Origin of the sequence: Polaribacter filamentus (genome assembly GCF_002943715.1) — a bacterium.
GTDB lineage: Bacteria > Bacteroidota > Bacteroidia > Flavobacteriales > Flavobacteriaceae > Polaribacter > Polaribacter filamentus.
Window position 1 is genome coordinate 3,029,395 of the sequence record NZ_MQUA01000013.1, and the last position, 19,262, is coordinate 3,048,656.

General features: G+C 30.2%; 19 protein-coding genes. 6 read left to right on the forward strand and 13 right to left on the reverse strand.

The genetic code is table 11. From position 1 onward, the window contains the following. Positions 1-89: 89 nt before the first annotated feature. Entirely contained in the window at positions 90-329 is a 240-nt protein-coding gene (locus tag BST83_RS15855; RefSeq protein ID WP_104810624.1) for a hypothetical protein, read from the forward strand. Position 330: 1 nt separating this feature from the next. After that, positions 331-990, forward strand: coding sequence for an HD domain-containing protein (locus BST83_RS15860; protein ID WP_104810913.1), 660 nt, complete (start codon positions 331-333; stop codon positions 988-990). Positions 991-1,093: 103 nt separating this feature from the next. Here BST83_RS15860 and BST83_RS19955 read toward each other — a convergent pair whose 3' ends face one another. After that, on the reverse strand, positions 1,094-1,267 hold the full coding sequence (locus BST83_RS19955; RefSeq protein WP_170062801.1) for a hypothetical protein: 174 nt from the start codon (positions 1,265-1,267) through the stop codon (positions 1,094-1,096). A 6-nt stretch (positions 1,268-1,273) separates the two neighbouring features. Beyond that, positions 1,274-2,146 (reverse strand): AraC family transcriptional regulator, encoded by an 873-nt coding sequence (locus BST83_RS15865; protein ID WP_104810625.1) that lies wholly within the window; start codon positions 2,144-2,146, stop codon positions 1,274-1,276. 193 nt (positions 2,147-2,339) lie between these two features. Here BST83_RS15865 and BST83_RS15870 point away from each other — a divergent pair, with 193 nt between their 5' ends. Further along, positions 2,340-2,924: a hypothetical protein gene (locus BST83_RS15870; RefSeq protein ID WP_104810626.1), complete on the forward strand. Its 585-nt coding sequence runs from the start codon at positions 2,340-2,342 to the stop codon at positions 2,922-2,924. Between the two features lie 100 nt (positions 2,925-3,024). Here BST83_RS15870 and BST83_RS15875 read toward each other — a convergent pair whose 3' ends face one another. The 3 genes from BST83_RS15875 to BST83_RS15885 form a co-directional block, all read right to left on the reverse strand. Further along, on the reverse strand, positions 3,025-3,807 hold the full coding sequence (locus BST83_RS15875; protein ID WP_104810627.1) for an enoyl-CoA hydratase/isomerase family protein: 783 nt from the start codon (positions 3,805-3,807) through the stop codon (positions 3,025-3,027). Positions 3,808-3,839: 32 nt separating this feature from the next. Continuing rightward, positions 3,840-5,249, reverse strand: a complete 1,410-nt coding sequence (locus tag BST83_RS15880; protein WP_104810628.1) for a sensor histidine kinase — start codon at positions 5,247-5,249, stop codon at positions 3,840-3,842. A 176-nt stretch (positions 5,250-5,425) separates the two neighbouring features. Continuing rightward, entirely contained in the window at positions 5,426-6,757 is a 1,332-nt protein-coding gene (locus BST83_RS15885) for an MATE family efflux transporter (protein ID WP_104810629.1), read from the reverse strand. Positions 6,758-6,851: 94 nt separating this feature from the next. Here BST83_RS15885 and BST83_RS15890 point away from each other — a divergent pair, with 94 nt between their 5' ends. After that, complete coding sequence (locus BST83_RS15890; RefSeq protein WP_104810630.1) at positions 6,852-7,643, forward strand: universal stress protein; 792 nt, start codon at positions 6,852-6,854, stop codon at positions 7,641-7,643. Here BST83_RS15890 and BST83_RS15895 read toward each other — a convergent pair whose 3' ends face one another. After that, positions 7,644-10,382, reverse strand: coding sequence for a PD-(D/E)XK nuclease family protein (locus BST83_RS15895; protein ID WP_104810631.1), 2,739 nt, complete (start codon positions 10,380-10,382; stop codon positions 7,644-7,646). 69 nt (positions 10,383-10,451) lie between these two features. Here BST83_RS15895 and BST83_RS15900 point away from each other — a divergent pair, with 69 nt between their 5' ends. Together BST83_RS15900 and BST83_RS15905 are read left to right on the forward strand one after the other, a co-directional pair. Continuing rightward, positions 10,452-11,234, forward strand: coding sequence for a nitrilase family protein (locus BST83_RS15900; RefSeq protein WP_104810632.1), 783 nt, complete (start codon positions 10,452-10,454; stop codon positions 11,232-11,234). Between the two features lie 9 nt (positions 11,235-11,243). Beyond that, complete coding sequence (locus tag BST83_RS15905) at positions 11,244-11,807, forward strand: GNAT family N-acetyltransferase (protein WP_104810633.1); 564 nt, start codon at positions 11,244-11,246, stop codon at positions 11,805-11,807. A gap of 88 nt (positions 11,808-11,895) precedes the next feature. Here the strand turns inward: BST83_RS15905 and BST83_RS15910 are convergent, their stop codons facing one another. From BST83_RS15910 to BST83_RS15940, 7 genes are all read right to left on the reverse strand, one after another. Then, the gene (locus tag BST83_RS15910; RefSeq protein WP_104809756.1) at positions 11,896-12,939 is read right to left on the reverse strand and encodes an IS5 family transposase; all 1,044 of its coding nucleotides are present in this window, start codon (positions 12,937-12,939) and stop codon (positions 11,896-11,898) included. A gap of 200 nt (positions 12,940-13,139) precedes the next feature. Further along, positions 13,140-14,120, reverse strand: a complete 981-nt coding sequence (locus tag BST83_RS15915) for an acyl-ACP desaturase (protein WP_104810634.1) — start codon at positions 14,118-14,120, stop codon at positions 13,140-13,142. A gap of 7 nt (positions 14,121-14,127) precedes the next feature. Beyond that, the gene (locus BST83_RS15920; protein WP_240614790.1) at positions 14,128-14,805 is read right to left on the reverse strand and encodes a lysophospholipid acyltransferase family protein; all 678 of its coding nucleotides are present in this window, start codon (positions 14,803-14,805) and stop codon (positions 14,128-14,130) included. Positions 14,806-14,857: 52 nt separating this feature from the next. Further along, complete coding sequence (locus BST83_RS15925; protein ID WP_104810635.1) at positions 14,858-15,280, reverse strand: hypothetical protein; 423 nt, start codon at positions 15,278-15,280, stop codon at positions 14,858-14,860. 98 nt (positions 15,281-15,378) lie between these two features. Next, positions 15,379-16,140, reverse strand: coding sequence for a hypothetical protein (locus tag BST83_RS15930; protein ID WP_104810636.1), 762 nt, complete (start codon positions 16,138-16,140; stop codon positions 15,379-15,381). Between the two features lie 74 nt (positions 16,141-16,214). Next, on the reverse strand, positions 16,215-16,517 hold the full coding sequence (locus BST83_RS15935; RefSeq protein WP_104810637.1) for a hypothetical protein: 303 nt from the start codon (positions 16,515-16,517) through the stop codon (positions 16,215-16,217). A gap of 12 nt (positions 16,518-16,529) precedes the next feature. Beyond that, positions 16,530-19,082, reverse strand: coding sequence for a TonB-dependent receptor (locus tag BST83_RS15940; RefSeq protein ID WP_104810638.1), 2,553 nt, complete (start codon positions 19,080-19,082; stop codon positions 16,530-16,532). Positions 19,083-19,262 lie beyond the last annotated feature (180 nt).

Sequence of the window (19,262 nt, forward strand, 5' to 3'; positions counted from 1 at the left end):
TTTTTATAGTACCATTCTTTAGAATCAAGAAACAACAATAAATCCACGTTTTTACACGTGGATTTATTATTTTTAAGAAACCCGAAAACATGGCATCACTATTATCAACGTATTCAAAAGAAGAACTTTCTAAAAAATTGAAGAAACAAAAAACAATATTAATTATTCAAGGAGTTCTGCTTTTTTTAATGGTTATTTTTGCAGTCTTTTCCACCATAGAAAATGGACTTTCTTTTAAAACATTTTTACCTTTATTTTTTGCTCCAATGTTATTTGTAATGCTTTTTGAAATAAAAAACATTAATAAAGAACTTGCTACAAGAAAATAATATGAATCAAGAAAAAATTATTCAAAACACGATCGAGTTTGTTAAAACCGAATTAAAGAATGCAGAAGGCGGACATGATTGGTTTCATATTGAACGCGTTTTTAAAAATACTATTTTAATATCTAAGGATGAAAAAGTAGATATTTTTACAGTTTCTTTAGGGGCTTTATTACATGATATTGCAGATCCAAAATTTCATAATGGCGATGAAACTATTGGGCCTAAAATAGCTGCTGAATTTCTTAAAAAAGAGAACGTTGATCCCAAAACAATTACCCATGTAATTAATATTATAAAATATATTTCTTTTAAAAACTCATTATCTAAAACGGGTAAAAAATTTACTTCAAAAGAATTAGAAGTTGTGCAAGATGCAGACCGGTTAGATGCAATTGGTGCTATTGGTATTGCGCGTTGTTTTAATTATGGAGGCTTTAAAAACAGGAGTTTGTACGATCCTGAAATTTTACCAAATTTAGAGATGACAAAAGAGCAATATAAAAAATCTGATGCGCCAACTATTAATCATTTTTATGAAAAATTGTTGCTTTTAAAGGATAAAATGAATACCAAAACTGGAAAAAAAATTGCATTAGAAAGACACACTTTTATGGAAACATATCTGCAACAGTTTTATAATGAATGGAATGGTGAACAATAATTTTCCTTTTTAAATTCCTCTTTCATTAGATAAAAGACACCAAACCGCTTCGCTTTTAGAAACCGAAACCAAGACTTGATTCTAATTACCTGTAAAGTAAACTCTAACTTACTTTGGCTACTTCTAGGGCGGTAATTTTAGATTCTAAAACTGCTAACTCTTCCCCTTTTTCAATTATTTGCTCAACAGTTAAATTAGAATTAGAGTTTATAAAATTTATAATTTCTTCACTTTTAAAAATATAGTATTCAATTGCTTTATCTATTTTACTTTTCATCTGTTTTTACTGAATTAAATTTTTCATTTCACTCCTATATTTTGAAGCACTTTTACCTGTAAAGTTTTTAAATAGTTTGTTAAAATGAGAAAAATTATTAAATCCGCATTCAAAACTTACATCCGTAATCGTTAAATTACTTTCCGCTAATAATTTAGTTGCATGCACCACTCTATATTCATTTACCAATTTTGTAAATGTTTTTCCTGTAGATTTCTTAAAATATCTACAAAAAGCAGGAACAGTCATACTAACCAAACTAGAAATTTCATCTAAACTTATATGCTCTCTAAAATGTTCATTAATGTGATTGTATATAACTTCTATTTTATTACTGTCTTGCGGTATGGTTTCAAAAGCAAATCCATTAGCATTTAACAAGGTATAATCGTCTGTAGTTGCTAAATCATTTAATATTTCTAAAAAAGAGGTAATTCTCTGAACACCATCTAATGCTACCAAGGCCTCAATTTTAGCTCCTATTCTTTGCTTAATTTCAATATTAAATCGAATTCCTTTTTTTGCCCGTTCAAAGAGTGCTTCCACCGCAATCATTTCTGGAATCTTAAAAAATTCGCTTCCTAAAAAATCTGGCTTAAATTGTATTAAAGTTTCAGAACCATTTGTAGTTAAGCGATCTATATAACCAACATGTGGTAAATTGGAGCCTATTAAAACTAATTGACTATTATTAAAGTAACTAATATGATTGCCTATATGTCGTTTCCCTTTTCCTTTATTAACATACACCAATTCTATTTCTGGATGAAAATGCCAAAAAGGAACATTCGTTTTTAAAAACTCTTCATGTTTTTTAACTAACAAAGAACTACCAAAATTTGGAGTTATCTTTTCGAGAGTAGGTTTTGTCTGTATCATATATTCTGCAAAAATACAAAAGAACAAAATGATTATCTATATAAAATTATCTTAATTATGTGTTATTTTAACCTTAAATAGATTTAACATTAAATTTACAGTTAAAATAAGACACAAATGTACCAATTATGATGTTTTTTAAACAAAACTACTGACTTAAATTTGCAGTATAAATTAGTAAAAACTTCATAATATGAAAACAATTAAAAGAAGAGTATTAGTAGTAGTATTTATGTTAGGAACATTATTTAACTACGCAAACAATGAAAAAGAGTTTAACAAAACTATAGATGCCAAAAAAGTAAAAGTGGTATTTAAGGATGTTAAAAAAGGACAGCTATTATCTGTTAAAGACAAAAATGGATTTCAACTTCATTCTGAAACTGTTTCTAGCCAAGGAGAATTAATCAAATTTTTTGATTTATCACCTTTAAATAACGGAGTGTACACCATTGAATTACATAAAGAATTTAAAATTGTTATTAAATCTCTTTTGATTAAAGACAATAATGTGTCTTTTATTAAAGATTCTGAAAAAATAATTTTTAAACCAGTTATCAGAAATAAAGAAAACTTGGTTTTAATTTCTAAAGTGAATTTTGATAAAAAACCTGTAAGAATTACTTTATTCTATAAGGATGAAGTTATTTATTCTGAAACCCTAAAAGGTGAACTTATGTTAAAACGAGTTTACCGTTTGGATAAAGAATTAAAAGGAGACTATAAAGTTATTGTGTATTGTGATGATGAAAGTTACAGTAATGAATTTAAAATTTAAAGAATAGTTTTAGATGATTATTTAAGTTAAATTAATAATTTAACGCAAAACGAGCCTTAATTGGCTCGTTTTTTTTATTCGTATTTTTTAAAATCCCCACTTATGCTCCTAGGAAATTAGGCTTTCTTTTTTCTAAAAAAGCAGCAGTCCCTTCTTTAAAATCATTGGTGCCAAAACATTCACCAAACTCTTCAATTTCTATATCAAAACCATTAACACCATCCTCAAAATTTGCGTTTACAGCTCTAATTGCAGCAGAAATTGCTACAGATGAATTTCGCATAATTTTACCAGCAATTTTTTCTGCAAATGGCAATAATTCTTCTTGAGTCGTAACATGATTTACCAAACCACAGTTGAGAGCTTCATTAGCAGGAATCATAGTTGCTGTCATAATCATTTCCATTGCTTTTCCTTTTCCCACTAATTGCGGCAAACGTTGTGTACCGCCATAACCAGGAATTACCCCTAGCGAAACTTCTGGTAAACCCATTTTTGCATTGTCCGATGCAATTCTAAAATGACAAGCCATTGCTAATTCTAAACCACCACCCAAAGCAAAACCATTAATTGCGGCAATTACAGGCGTTGATAAATTTTCTATCAAATTAAACAACATTTCCTGTCCCTTTCGAGCTAAACCTCCACCTTCATCAACAGAAAAATGTGCGAATTCAGAAATATCTGCACCTGCAACAAAGGCTTTATCTCCGCTTCCTGTAAGTACAATTACGTTTACATCTTCGTCATCTTCCAAGTCTTCAAAAGCGTCACTTAATTCATGAATTGTTGCGCTATTTAAGGCGTTTAATTTATTAGGTCTATTGATTGTTACTTGTGCAATTTTGTTGTTTTTTACTACTAAAATGTTATCAAATTTCATAATCTATAATTTAAGATACAAGGTTATTATTTTTATATTTTTGGTAATATTACCGTAAAAACGGTTCCAATTCCTACTTCAGATGTAAAAGAAATTGTTCCGTCGTAAGCTTCTATAATATTTTTAATCATTGCCAAACCAAGCCCCATTCCACTTGATTTTGTAGTAAATTTTGGCTCAAAAATTAACTCTTTTACTTTCTCAGGAATTCCTTTTCCATTATCGGTGACCGTAATTTTCACATTATTTTTTTCTGATAAAACAACAACGTCAATTATTGGTTTTTCTTCATTTTCGCATGCTTGCATCGCATTTTTAATCAAATTTGTTACAATTCTAATTAATTGGGTTTTATCCAAATTAGCATATAACTCTTTCTGTTTTGAACTGTAGCTAATAAAATCTTCGTTAAAAATTTCTAAAGCCAATTTTACGACACTAATTACTTCAATTTTTTCTCTTTTTTGAGTTGGCATTTTCGCGAAATTAGAAAAAGCAGAAGCAATAGAGCTCATTACATCTATTTGTTGAATTAATGTTTTACTGTATTCTGCTAATTTTTCTCTAATATCTTTATCCTCCGGGTTAAACTTTCGCTCAAAACTTTGCACTGATAAACGCATGGGCGTTAGCGGATTTTTAATTTCATGTGCCACTTGTTTTGCCATTTCTCGCCAAGCTTGTTCTCGTTCGCTTTTTGCTAATTTTACTGCACTTTCTTCAAGTTGATCAATCATATTATTATAAGCTTCCACTAAAATCTTAATTTCCGAACTTGCTGCATTTAAAATTATTTTTTCATTCCGTTCATTTAAACGGGTTTGTTGCATTTTATCAGAAATCGTTTGTATGGATCTTGTAATATAACTCGATAATAAATAAGCCAAAGCAATTGCAATAATAAACATCAGTAAATACACCAAACCTAATCGGTACATAAACTCGGTTAATTCGTCTTCTATTTCAGAATTGTCTTGGGTAAATTGCAATTCCAAAATGCCAATTCTTTTAAACTTAGGATCATTTATATACGAGTATGAAGTTTGATACCCAACACCGTCATCTTCTCTACTTTTTAGTATTTTATGGTTTGAATTTTGGGACAATTCATTTAAAACAACATGACTTAGAGGTTCTATCTTGGTGTCTTCAAAAGCATTTGTTTTAGAGGAAACCATTAAATTTCCAAACAAATCAAAAATGGATATATTTAATTTATTGATTGATGAAATTTCATAAATACGTTCTTGAAATATTTTTGATAAATTCTCTGTATTTACTAAATATGAGGTTTTGTTAGTTAATTCTAACTCAATAGTTTCTTGAGTTGTAGCTTCCTTCCGCTCAAAACGCTGAATATTATAATCTTTCGTTTGTTCATCATATTGATAAACTGTTACTCCTAAAATTAAAACGGATGCCAATAGCACCAATAAAATCATGGACAAAAATATGCGTATTCTAAGTGATATATTTTTAAATATTCTCAAGAAAATTAGTTTTTTTATGGGTACCAAAAAGCGTTCCAAAAAACAAAATTAATAAAAATAGCTCTTTTAATTTAAGTAATTTTGGTTGTACAAGATACGATTTTTAAAAAACGATAACAACATCAAAATTAAGAATTAACAAGCGGTATAAACTTACTTCTAAATTTAATGATTAGTGGAATTCCTCTTGCTAAAATCCAAAGCGTAAAAGCAATCCAAATAGCAACTAATTTATAATCTAGCCAATCAAAGAGGAAAAGTGTGGGTATAAAAACAACCCCAGTAGAAAGAATTAATACGTTTCTTAAATATTTCATTTCTCCCATTCCTTTAAACATTCCGTCAAAAATAAAAGTGACAGCATTTATGGGTTGAGTTAAAATCACGATCCAAAAAACATGATAAAATTGTTCTAAAACTAACGGATCTTTTGTGAAAACTTGACCAATATAGTTGTAAAATAAAAAGGAAATGCCAACAATGATAGCGCCCAAAAAAAGACCATACTTCAGCAATTTGTTACTCAGCGCAATTAATGTTTTATACTCTCTTGCTCCTAATAATTTCCCTGCTAAAATATTGCCCGCGCTAGCATATCCGTCAATCATAAATGCACCTAACAACCAAAGATTTAGACCAATTGTATAGGCTGCAATATATTCTTTTCCATAATCTGTGGCAAAAGCAGTCGCAAAATATAACGCAGTATTTAAAGCTATTGTTCTAATAAAAAGGTTGCCAATCATTCCCGTTAAATTGGGAATTTCTGCATGAAACGGAAACCTTATTTTTAATGAAATCGATGTTTTTTTCATTAGTAAAAACAACGCAATTATTGCCATAGTAATTTGTGCAATTACACTTGCATAAGCCGCGCCTTCAATATTCATTGCAGGAATAAATCCCTCAATTCCGTATACAAAAACAATATCTAAAACGATGTTTAACAAAGCGCCTGCAATAGCTATTATCATAGGATAAAACGTGTTTTGCAAGCCTCTAAAAATTCCGAAAACAGAAAATACAAAAAGTGAAAAAGGAAATCCGAAAATTCTAATTTTAAAATAAATAATACACGCTTCTAAAACGGGACCTGATGCATTGTAGAACTGAAAAATCTCTGCTGCAAAAGGATACGAAATTGCCAAAATTAATAAACTGCATAAAACTACGATTGCGATCGCTTGAGCTGGCAACGTATTTATTTCATCCAATTTATTGGCACCAACATATTGAGAAATTATAGAAGAAATTGCACTTCTAATTTGTCCAAAAACCCAAACCAACATAGAAATAAATGCACCAACAATACCAACTGCTGCCAAACTTTCTGTAGCATTTTGCTCGATATTACCTATAATTGCAGTGTCTGTAATAGATAACAAAGGTTCTGCAATACCTGCAATTAAAGCCGGAATTGCCAATTTATTAATATGCTTAAAGCTAATGTTCGTTTTCAAAAATATTATTTTTAACAAAGATACATATCTAAAAAGGTTGAGGATGCTTTACTTTCTGAAAAATGAGTAACTTTGGCGTCTATAAAATTATATCATGAAAAACATTTTAGTGCCAATTGGATCTACAGAAAGTGCACAAAACACTTTACAATATGCTATTAATTTTGCTGCGGAAGTAAATGCAAATGTGCTTGTTTTTAGAGCATACAGTGTGCAAACGAAAGCAGGTGTTATGATAAACGTGAACACTATTATTGAACGCGAAACAAATTTATATTTGCGAGCAATCGTAAATTCTGTTGATAGAAAAAATGTGTCTGTAAAGTTAATTTCTGCAAAAGGTTCTTTAGTCGATAGTGTGGAAGCTATTGATCAAGAAATGGATATAGATTTAATAATTGTTGGTGCAAAAAGTAACTCTATAAAAGAAGAGATTTTTTTAGGAAAAACCGCAGGAAAACTTGTAAAACATTCAGAATTACCTATTTTGACCGTTCCTGATGGATATAAATACATCCCTGTTAAAAACATTTTAATAGCATTTAAATCTGGAATTGTAAAAAGTAAAACTGCTTTAAAACCATTACAATTTATAGCTAAGAAGTTTAATGCTGAAGTAAATTTATTACAAGTAAAAACTGCTGACTATACGGATGAAGATTTGGTTATAAACAAAGATTTAGAAAAACTAAAATCTTCTTTAACAATTACCGAAAATGCAACAATCTTTCAAGGAGTTTTGCAACATTTTCAAAAGTATCAACCAGATATGTTGTGCGTTTTTAGACGTAAAAGAGGTTTCTTTAAAAAATTGTGGGAAAAAAATACCGTTTTAAAAGAAGAGTTTTACACAGATGTACCTTTATTGATTTTAAAAGGGAAGTAATTAATACTTCAAATCTGGCGGCTCAATAAAACCAATTGCAGGGTTGTAAATTTCTTTGATATATTCTTTTATTTCCACTAAAAATTCTTGTAACTTTTCTTCGGTAATTGTACAATCTGGAGTTCTATAATTTGATGAAAAGTTAATGCTTAAAAACCCTTGATTTAAATTTTTAAAAGAAAATATTCCGGCTTTTAAGTTTTTAGAGTTGTCGAAATTTTTACTTTTTGTAAATAAAAAGCCATATAATAAAACCTGAATTGCTTTATACTGTTCTTTAGCTCGTAATTGCTCAAAGTCTAGCACTTTTAATTCTGAGCTTTGCACCATCCCAGATTTATAATCGATAATTCTAATTTCGCCGTTTAACTCATCAACTCTATCTACATTTCCATGTATTTTAATAGGGAAATCAATTCCGTCAATTTCTATTTCTGCGGATAAGTTTTCTTCTGTAGCGATAATTTTTAACTGATTTTTTTTATCCTTTAGCAATAACTTTTCTTGGGTTAAGAAATTAGTAACAAATCTGTTTGCTACTTCAAAAATTAAACGATTTTTACCAGTGGATAAATCGCCATTTTTAAATTGAATTTTAAAATGTTTTACCACCAAATCATTGGCTATTTTTTCCATTCCAAAAATGTCATCGGCAGTTAAAAATTGACCAATAAAAGGTTTATACAATTCATCTAACGTTTCATGTACAACGGTTCCTAACGTATTGTAAGCAACGGTTTCTTCTACGTCATCAAATTCCTTTATTCGTAAAATTTTCTGTTTGTAAAAAGCAATAGGATTGTATAAATAATTAGTTAAAGAGGAAGGAGAAAAGCCTTGCGTTGCCAATTCTTTTAAGCGTTCAAAGACCAACTCATTTTTGGTAATTTCTTTCAATTCCGTTTTTTGAGCAACCACTTTTGGAGAAACAATTTTATGAACAATATCTGCTCTCATCATTTCTAATTGTGTTACGAACCTACTTTTTTCACCACTTCCAAAAACATCATGTTCTGTGTTGTAGAGTATAAAAACGTTTTTTGCTCTTTGAATTAATCGGAAAAAGTGATACGCAAAAATAGCATCTTTTTCTCTGTAGGTTGGCAAACCAAATTCGACTTTTACATCAAAAGGAATAAAAGAATTTTGCTGACTACTTGCTGGTAAAACTCCTTCGTTTGCAGATGCTAAAATGATGTTTTCAAAATCTAGAACACGCGTTTCTAACATACCCATTAACTGCAATCCTTTTAGCGGTTCTCCTTGAAACGACAAACTTTCTGAACCTATTAATTGTCTAAAAAAGAGCGATAATGTTTTTAAATCTGTAAAATATTCAAACTCATTTTGCAACGTTTTTAACTGCGTAAAAACGGTGTAAAAACGAAACAAATATTCCTTTTCTAAATCATTTACATCCTCTTTTAAAAGATTGATTAAATCTAAAATTCTCTCCATAAAATTTGATACGGAATCGAAAGTTTTAAAAAGATTTAAAAGTACCCTCTTTACCTCTGAAGTCTGATTTTCTAAAAACTTCTCAAGTAGGTTTTCACTAATAAAAGTCTGATTCTCTTTTGCAATTTCTGCTGTAAAATTATCAATATTAGAAATCAACCCATAAATAGATTGGTGCTTAAAAAACCGAATTACATCTTTATAATAATACTCATTTATGATACTTTTTTGTAATTTTTCTTGAGAAACGAATAACTGAAAAATAGAAAACAATAAACTTGTTGTTGGAATATCTTTTAAAGGATACCCCATTGTAATATTAATTGCATTGATGTTTTTAGGCAACGAATTTAGCGTAATTGGCAACAACGTTTCATCTGCTAAAACTAGCGCTGTATTTTTAAAACCAGGATGTTCCTCTAAGATTTCACCAATATATTTTATCTGAGTATTGTTTTTTGCAGCACCAATAACTTGTATTTTTTTTGGCGCTGAAAATGTATTTCCTAAAGATTTTAGTTTGTTTTTCTCATAATACTTCCACTCTTTTTTATATTTCCGGATAAATTTACCAGCCTGGTGATTGGAATTAAAAAAGGCTTCATCAATATCCCAATAAATTTCTGAATTTCCGTGTTCTAAAACTTTCTGAAACAATAACTCCTCTGCTTTATTAAGGGCATTAAATCCAATAAAAAAGAATTTTTTATCGGTGTTTTTCTCTAAAAAGATAGCTACTTTTTTAGAAGCTTCTCGGTACATTAAACCCTGATATCCTATATTTTCATCCAATAAAAACTGATAAAAAGCAGTGTAATAGCTGTTTAGTTTCTCTAAAAAGGAATAGTGGTCTTTTATCAATTCCGTTTCCTTAAAAGTACCTTTTACAGACCATTTTCGCAAACGTTCAATATCTCTTAAATAAATAAAAATCTCTTTGGTATTTATTAAATGCTGATCAATTTCATTAAAATCTTGTAAAACGGTCAATGCCCAGGTAGAAAATATATCAAAAGAATCAGGATTCTTCTCAACGCTTTTGTAAATGGTATAAAAATGAAATAATAACTGAATGTTATCTGCCTTTTGCACGCCAGATATTTGATGAATAAACTGCTCTATGTTTAGCATTTCTGGCAAAAAACCAACAGCAATTTTATCTTTAAACGTTTGTTTTACAAATACTTTTGCTCTTTGAGATGGCAATACAAAAACAACATTTTCAAACGATTTTGTGGTTTGTAAAATATCATCTAACGTTTCAGAAATAAAAGATTGCATGGCTTTTTTTTTGATTCCTAAATTACAAAAACTTACATTTATAGCTCTGTAATCTTTAAATTTATTTTAATGAAGAACAAATTACGTATTGTTGGGGTTCAGGCAGATTTATTTTGGGAAAATCCGAAGAAGAATTTAACTTTTTTTGAAGAAAAAATAAACAGTTTACCAGAAAACACCGATTTAATTGTTTTGCCAGAGATGTTTACCACCGGTTTTACGATGAACCCTGAAAAAGTGGCTGAAAAAATGGACGGAATTTCCGTTTCTTGGATGCTAAAAATAGCAACAGAAAAGCAAATCGCCATAACTGGAAGTTTGGTAATTAGTGATGGTGAAAATTATTACAATAGATTAATTTTTGTGCATCCGTCAGGAAAAATTGAAACTTATAATAAAAGACATTCTTTTACTTTGGCTGGTGAACATAAAGTGTACACTTCTGGCAAAGAAAAGTTAATTGTTACGTATAAAGGATGGAGAATTTGCCCTTTAATTTGTTATGACTTGCGCTTTCCTGTTTGGGCTAGGAATACCGAAAATTGCGATCTTTTAATCTTTATGGCAAATTGGCCGATTACAAGAATAAAAGCTTGGGAAACACTTTTAAAAGCGCGTGCCATAGAAAATATGAGCTACGTTGTTGGTGTGAATAGAACCGGAAAAGATGCTAGTAATTACGAGTATTCTGGAAATTCTTTAGCAATTGATTATTTAGGCGAGGAACTTTCTAGTTTGGCTAAAAATGAGGTAGGAATTATTAGTGCCATTATCAATAAAAAAAATCAAGCTAAAGTAAGAGAAACGCTCGGTTTTTTAAATGATATGGATTCGTTTCATATTAATATTTAGTAATAAATAATGGAAATTAAGAATATAACGATTGCAGATATTGATACCGTATTTGAACTTTATAAATTAGCTGCGGAATATCAGAAAACGAAAGAAAATGTGATTGTTTGGCCTGATTTTAAAAGAGAATTGGTAATCACTGAAATTGCAGAAAACAGACAATTTAAATTAATAATAGAAAACCAAGTTGCTTGTATTTGGGCAATTACTTTTAGTGATGCTCAAATTTGGGAAGAAAAAAATAAGGATCCAGCTATTTATATTCATAGAATTGCAACGAACCCTAAGTTTAGAGGAAATAATTTTGTTCATACCATTGTGGAATGGGCTAAAGAATTGGCTTTTGAAAAGGGAATTAAGTTTGTACGGTTAGATACTTTAGGCAAAAACATCAAATTAATTGAATATTATAAAAATGCAGGTTTTGATTTTCTTGGGATGTTTAATTTAAAAAATACCAATAGTTTACCCGAACATTATAAAAAAGATGCTGTTTGTTTATTTGAAATTGATTTAAATCCTTACACCTTAAGACCGTTGCAAAAAGCGAACTTAATTAATTTTACTTTTTAGAGTTCCCTTTTTTTTAGCTACAACATCGATTATGCTATTTTTTTTCTATTTTAAGTGAGTAAATGCCTTTTTTAGGCTTCATTTTTCCTTAATTTTTACAATTAGACGCAAATATCCCTGGACTTCGATATAAATTGTAGCACATTGCCTCCATCAAATTTTGTGTATGCATTTTTTTCATCCCTCTATATCTTGCAATTCCACCTTTAAACCATAATTTTATTCCTCCAAAAGTACGTTCTACTTTAAACCTTGTTTTTCCTATTAATTTATTGAATCTAGTTTCCCATTTTGTTAACGGTTTATTTTTTACCGCCTTTTTAAGGATATGATTCTTTAAATTACGCTTCTTTAAAATCGCAACATTTTTCTTTGATTGGTACCCTTTATCTGCCTTTAGAGGGATGTCTTTTGGTAATACCACATTTACAGTTTCTAGAACTTCCTCCAAATTTGCAATCTCATTTTTGCTCGCAGTTGTGGTTAGTACTCCTAGAACGAGTCCTTCGTTATCCGTTACATGATGCTTTTTAAACCCAAAATGGTACTTTCCTCTTTTCTTTAACCAAGTACCCTCTTTATCGACACTATCTGGATATTCTTTGTGTACTTCTACTTGGTCTGCACAGCGGTCTTCGGTTACCTTAAAATTTGTTTTTCCTTTTGGTCTAAGTGGCGTATCTATTACACTAGCGTCTATTATTAAACCTGTTTTTACAATGATATTATGTGCATCTAGCTGTTTGTTTATGGAGGTAAATAATTTTTCGAAGGTTTGTGTTTTGGTTAATGCGGTTCTAAACCTACTTAAAGTACTATGATCTGGAGCAACCTGTTCAATGGTCATCCCACAAAAATAACTAAAGGAAAGACTGTCATTTATTCGGTCTTCAACTTCATAATCGCTTAAACCATACCAACTTTGTAAAAGACACATTTTAAAAAGTAATGTCCCATCATAAGAAGGCTTGCCAGTGGCACTTTTTCCTTTTAAATAATCATTATTTATTAGGATAGAGATCGTATCCCAATCGATAAGGGTGTTTATTTGGGTGAAAAATGTCTTTTTAATTTTTCTTGCTCGTAAATCGCAAATGCTATCGGCTAAAGTTGGTTGTTTTTGTATTTTCATACACTAAATTTACAGATTAATATACTTACAATCATATATTTAACATAAATAATAACGTGTTATTTTTGTGCTTTTTATTAGGTACTTCCTTGCAACGGTCTTACCTTTTGATTAAAAAATATCTATAAAAAACCCTTCAAGATTTTGCTATCTAAAAGGGTTTAAAAAAATTTAAAATTTGACTTATAATAGAAATTACTTTAAGCTGGTATCATCCATTTAAACTCAAACTTTGTATTGGGAACAACAATTCTTTCTGTAATTCGCTGCATTCTTTCTGGCAGTTTCATTAAATAATCTCTTGCTTTTTCTGCTTCTGGTGTAAGGTTTTTTATTTTATCTATTTCCCAACTTACCGTCAATTTTTTTAGAATATCTACATAATCGAAACCAGTATACACTCCTATTCTTTGCGCAACCGTAGAAAAATTATCAAATAAACTTCCTTTTGCACCAAAAGATTCTCTTAAATGCAAGGCAGGCATAACAATTTTATGTTTCATCATATGTTGAAACGCCAACATCATTTCTGACGGGTCTATCTTAAAAATCTCTTTTACAAAATGAGAATATGCTTGGTGATGACGCATTTCGTCTCCCGCAATAATTTTAGACATTTTGGCTAATGATTTGTGTCCTTTTTGTTTCGCAATTTTTGCTACATTATTGTGCGAAACATACGTTGCTAATTCTTGAAAACTTGTATATATAAAGTTTTTATAAGGGTCTGTTGCTGTACCGATATCAAAACCATCAGCAATTAAATGCTGCGTAGAAATTTCTACTTCACGCATATTTACACGTCCTGATAAATACAAGTATTTGTTTAACACATCACCATGTCTATTTTCTTCGGATGTCCAAGCTCTTATCCATCTTGCCCAACCATTATCTGGTTGTTGAGAAATGCCGTCGATGTCTAACAACCAAGATTCATAGGTTGGTAAAGCTTCTTCGGTAATTGTATCCCCAACTAAAACAACCCAAAAATCGTCGTGTAATTCTTTAGACAGTTCTCTAATTTCTTCTACTTCAGAAATAAAGGTGTCTTTTTGGGAGTTTGGTAAAAAATCTGTTGGTTGCCAAATTTTTTCTGCTGGAATTAAAAATTCATCTACAAAACTATCAACATTCTTTTCTAGTGTTTGCATTACTTCCATTCTGATATTCTTTATTGACATAATTGTATCATTTTAGGTGTTCTTTTATAACTTTTTCTGTTTGTGCTAATAACTCATCAAAAGGTAAAGAATCGATTTTTATTGGTGCATGTGTGGTAATCGTAATCGGACTAAAAACGCCTAAAGGAAATTTTCCATACTTGAAAACTTTCCAAGAATTGTTAATTGTTAAAGGTACAACAAATCCTTCTTTATTATATTTTGTAAGCACTTTTAATCCGTTTATTGCAAAAGCCTTTGATTTGCCATCTCTACTTCTTGTTCCTTCAGGAAAAATAACTGCAGACCACTTATTTTTATGTATCTTTTTTGCAAAATTACCTAAAGCGGTAATTGCTTGTTTTGGGTCCTTTCTATTAATCAGAGCGGCTCCACCATGTCTTAAATTAAATGAAATACTTGGTATTCCTTTTCCTAATTCAATTTTAGAAACAAACTTTGGATGGTACTTTCTAAACGCCCAAATAATTGGAGGAATATCAAACATACCTTGATGATTAGAAACAAAAATTAGCGTTGTGTTATCGGGTAATTTCTGCTTGTTTTCTATAGATACTGGCGTGCCCAGGATTAATAATGATTTTGTTAAAACCAAATTCATGTAATCTACTACAAATTTATGTCCTTTATAGCCAAAAACCTTCAAACCAATCCACTGTAAAGGATGAAAAATAATTAGAAACAAATAAAAACCAATGCAAAAATTGATGATAAGATATAGCTTATAATTTTCATACTTAAAACCAGTTACTCCAAGGGATTTTAGACAATATTAATAACAAAGCGATTCCGTAGAAGATTGCGAATGTTTTAAATTTTGCAGCGTCTTCTGTTTTTTTCTTGTGTTTAGACCAACCAATTGTTATAAATACAATTGCTAAAATCATTATTATAGGGTGTTCTATTGCTAATAACCGTGCTGCTTTGTCTTTCATTACTGATGCTGCATCTGTTTTTAGCATTTCGAACCAAGGGGACATAAAATACCAAACCAACCCAATTAATAATTGAATGTGAGCTACAATTAATGTAAATAAACCAATGCGCACATCTTTGTCTGTAAACTGTTTTTTTTGTGTAAACCCTATAATAGCATTTACGACAGCAAAAATTAAAATTGCCAAGACTAAATAAGCCCAATAAGAATGAATATCTTTCATAATAATGTTGTTAATTTTTAAGGGTGTAAAGTTACTAATTTTATATAAAAAAAAACCACCTCAATTGAGGTGGTTTTTAGCAAAATTTTTAATTTGAATTAATTAACAACCCAAACTCCGCCTGTTTTTATAAAACTTGTTTGATAATCATTCTCACCATTATCATAAATAACATACGTTAAAGTATATTTTTGACCTTCTGCTGCATTAGGATCAAGATGTTCTAAAAATAATGCTAAAGCAAAATAAATTTGCGTTTTAGTCCAGTTATAATCAAAATCACCATAGGTAGCAAGGTTACCAACAAGTCCTGTATATTCAGCACCCGTTAGTTGAGATGCCATATAAGCATAATCATCTTTTCTAATTAAAGTGTATTTAATTGTATTGTCTGGAACCCAACTTGTACCGTCATGACCAAACTGAATAGTTTCATTAATTGTATTCTCATACTTTATCCAATTCATACCGTCGTAAATGTAAAATACAACATAACTATATACTGTTTTGTCTGTTACACTTCCATCACCATCAACATCCTGAGTATCTGTAACGTAAAGTTTATACATTACACCTTGAATATTTCCAGCAACTGGTGCTTCGTAAGCAAATTTATTCTTTAAAAATACTGGAATTTTAACTAATGCTTCATCCTTCGAAGAAAACTGAGCTCTAGACTCTCCCATTGCTGCATATTCAGCTAAAGTAATTCCCATAGATTTCTCCCAAGCACCATTAGAGTAAATAAAACCATCTTCTACACCTCTTAAAGTAACCCCACTATCGTATTTATCATACGTTAAAGAAACTAGCACCCTGTTTGCTGCTGAAGGATACAAATAGTTTAATAATTGTGTCATTTGAGCATCACTGGAAATAGTTGTGTATTTTAAACCTGCATCTGTATAATCTGAAGACTTAGCTGTATAAATAACTAAACTTTTTTCATCATTTTTTTGTTATATAATTTAAAAGTTACCGTTGCAGAAGATTTATTACCCCAAACAGGATATTTACTTTTTAATAATTTAGGTATCATTTCTTTAGCATCTGCATCTGAAGAGAAATTACCAAAAGTTACGTCTATAGCCTCATAATCCTCATCTGACATTGTAAAAATCACATCTCCAACAATCGGGTTTGCCTTTGCATCAACTTCTGCGTTGATGTCTTCTAATGGGTCACAAGAAGTGAAAACCATCGTAAAAACTGATAATAATAATAAAAATTTTTTCATAATTTATATTTTTTAAAAGTTAACTGTTAATCCTAAACTAAATGTTCTACCAGCTCCATAATATACTCCTGCATCTTGAGCTGAGTGTGTATCTGCATTATCAAAAGCATCAGATATATATTCAACATCAAAAATGTTGTTCATATTACCAGTAACTAATGCGTCTAATTCACCAATAATAAATCCATGATTGAAACCTAAATCAAATAAGTGATATGCAGGCATTTTCCATGTATTTAAACCATCTTCTGTTCCTCGACTAAAATCGATATTTGCATATAAGTCTCCAGCATAGTTGTAATCTAAGAAAACAGATGTTTTATCTAAAGCTTTATAATTTAAACCGAAAGCATAAGTTGTTTGAGCTGCGTCATTAACCTTTAAACCATCAGCGTTTACAGTAATTTCTCTATATAATACTCCTGAATCAAGAAATACATCCGCCTTTACGTCACTTTTCCATTCCCAATCTCCTAAAGATGCCATTCCAGTAATATTTAATTTATCAGTTAATTGATATACAAAATCAATTTCTATACCTTGATGTAAAGCATCCAGTCCTGTTATATTTGTATTTAAGAATTGACCAACATTATTAGGGTCTAAAATTGCAGGTGAAATAGATTTATCTAACCAAGAAGTTCTGTAAATATTTACATTTGCATTAAACTTTTCGCTTCTAAATCCGTATCCAATTTCTGCACTAAAAATCTTTTCATTAGTAGCGTCTTCATTAGGATCTACGTTTTCTCCATTACCAAGAAATACACCACCTGTTAAAAAAGGCGCTCTAGAAAAATATCCTATGTTCGCAAAAACATTATGATTATCATCTAAATTATAATTTGCTCCACCTTTAGTACCATAACCTAAAAAGTTTATGTTATCAGATACTTGTCCGTTCACATTTGTAGCATCATCTAAGAAACTAGATCTACCGTATCTAGTATTTGAAATAGAAGAAGATAAGAAAACAGATAAGTCGTCTACTGAATATTCTAATTGAGAAAATGTTCCAGTTGTTAAAACTCTACCTTCATAATCTCTATTAAAACGATCTCCTACTTGTAAAGCTTCATTAAAGTTATTGTCGTTCTTATTTGGGTTTAAATAATATTGTCCTCCAAGTAAGTCTGTAATTTCATAATAATGATCTCCTACATAATATCTTCCATCTAACCCTACAGATAATTTTAAATTCTCGGATAAATCTGTTTTTAAAGTTGATAAAACTCCATACCATTCGTGAGAATTATTTGACGCTGCAAAAACATCCGTAGAACCTAAAGCTCCTTTGTCTTTATTTTCTTGTACAATTCTATCAAAATCAATTGGCTGATCTATATCTCCAAGTCTGTAATCATTATTAGTAAATTTTCCAGAACCTTGAGTTCTTCTTCCTCCACCATTACCAAAAGAAGCGTACAATGCTGTTGTTACGAAAGTTCTATCAGAAATTGTCCAATCATGATTTAAAGATATTTGTGGTTTGTGATAAAAGTTGTAAGAAATGTTTTCTACTTGACCATCTCTATAACCCCAATCTGGATTAAATCTTTTACCTCCTTGTTCAGTTGCTCTATTTTGAGCAATAGTTCTTGTATTAAATCTTTGTCCGTGAGTTTGTTGAGCGCCAATTACATTAAAAGATAACTGATGATCATCGTTAAAAACTTTAGATACATTCAAAAAATAATTTACACCACTAAATTGAAGTCCATCTACGTAACCATCACCAGAAATTTTAGCAGCCGATGCAGTAATTGCAAGGCCGTTATCTAATAATCCAGTAGATAAAGTCATTCCATATTTTTGATACCCATTATTACCAGTACTCATTTTTATGTTACCCCCTTTTTCTGCATCAGAAGATTTAGAGATAATATTGATAGTTCCTCCAATTGAAGGCACAGCAACTTTTGAAGCTCCTAAACCTCTTTGAACCTGCATTGCAGATGTTACATCTGATAAACCAGCCCAGTTAGACCAATATACTGATCCGTTTTCCATATCATTAACAGGAACTCCGTTAATCATAACCGCAACATTTTCTGAACCAAATCCTCTTAAGTTAATTCTAGAATCTCCATAACCACCGCCTGTTTTAGTTGCATAAACACCAGGAGTTGATTTTAAAATTTCTGGGAATTCTTGAGTTCCTAATTTTACTACAATATCTGCAGCTCTTATTGTAGAAACAGCCACTGGCGTTTTTCTATCAATTGCAAACGAAGTAGCTGTTACAACTATTTCATTTAAAGAGCCTTGGTCTTCAACTAATTTAATAGAACCAATGTTCGTTTTTGAAGAAGAAAAAACAACTTCTTTTCTAGTGTAACCAATAAACGAAATAACAAGAACACCAGAGTTAGATTTTGCCGATAATGTAAAATTACCATCAAAATCAGTAGTTGTTCCGTTTTTAGTTCCTTTTTCTAAAACACTTGCTCCGGGTAAAGGTTGATTTGTTTCATCAACGATAATACCTGAAATTTTAGTTTGTCCTAAAACTGTAGCTGTTGCAAAAAACAAAGCTATAAATAATAAGTTTTTAAAATTTTTCATTGTCTAAATTATGTGTTATTTAAATTTCTGTAAAAATGTTTCTTTTACAGACGTGATATGTTAACTAAATGTTAAATATTAATGCGAAATTAAGATAATTAATTGTAAAAAAAAAATGCTTTTTAGAAAATTATCCAAATGTTAAACATCAAAAATTTTATTAACATAAAATTAATAATT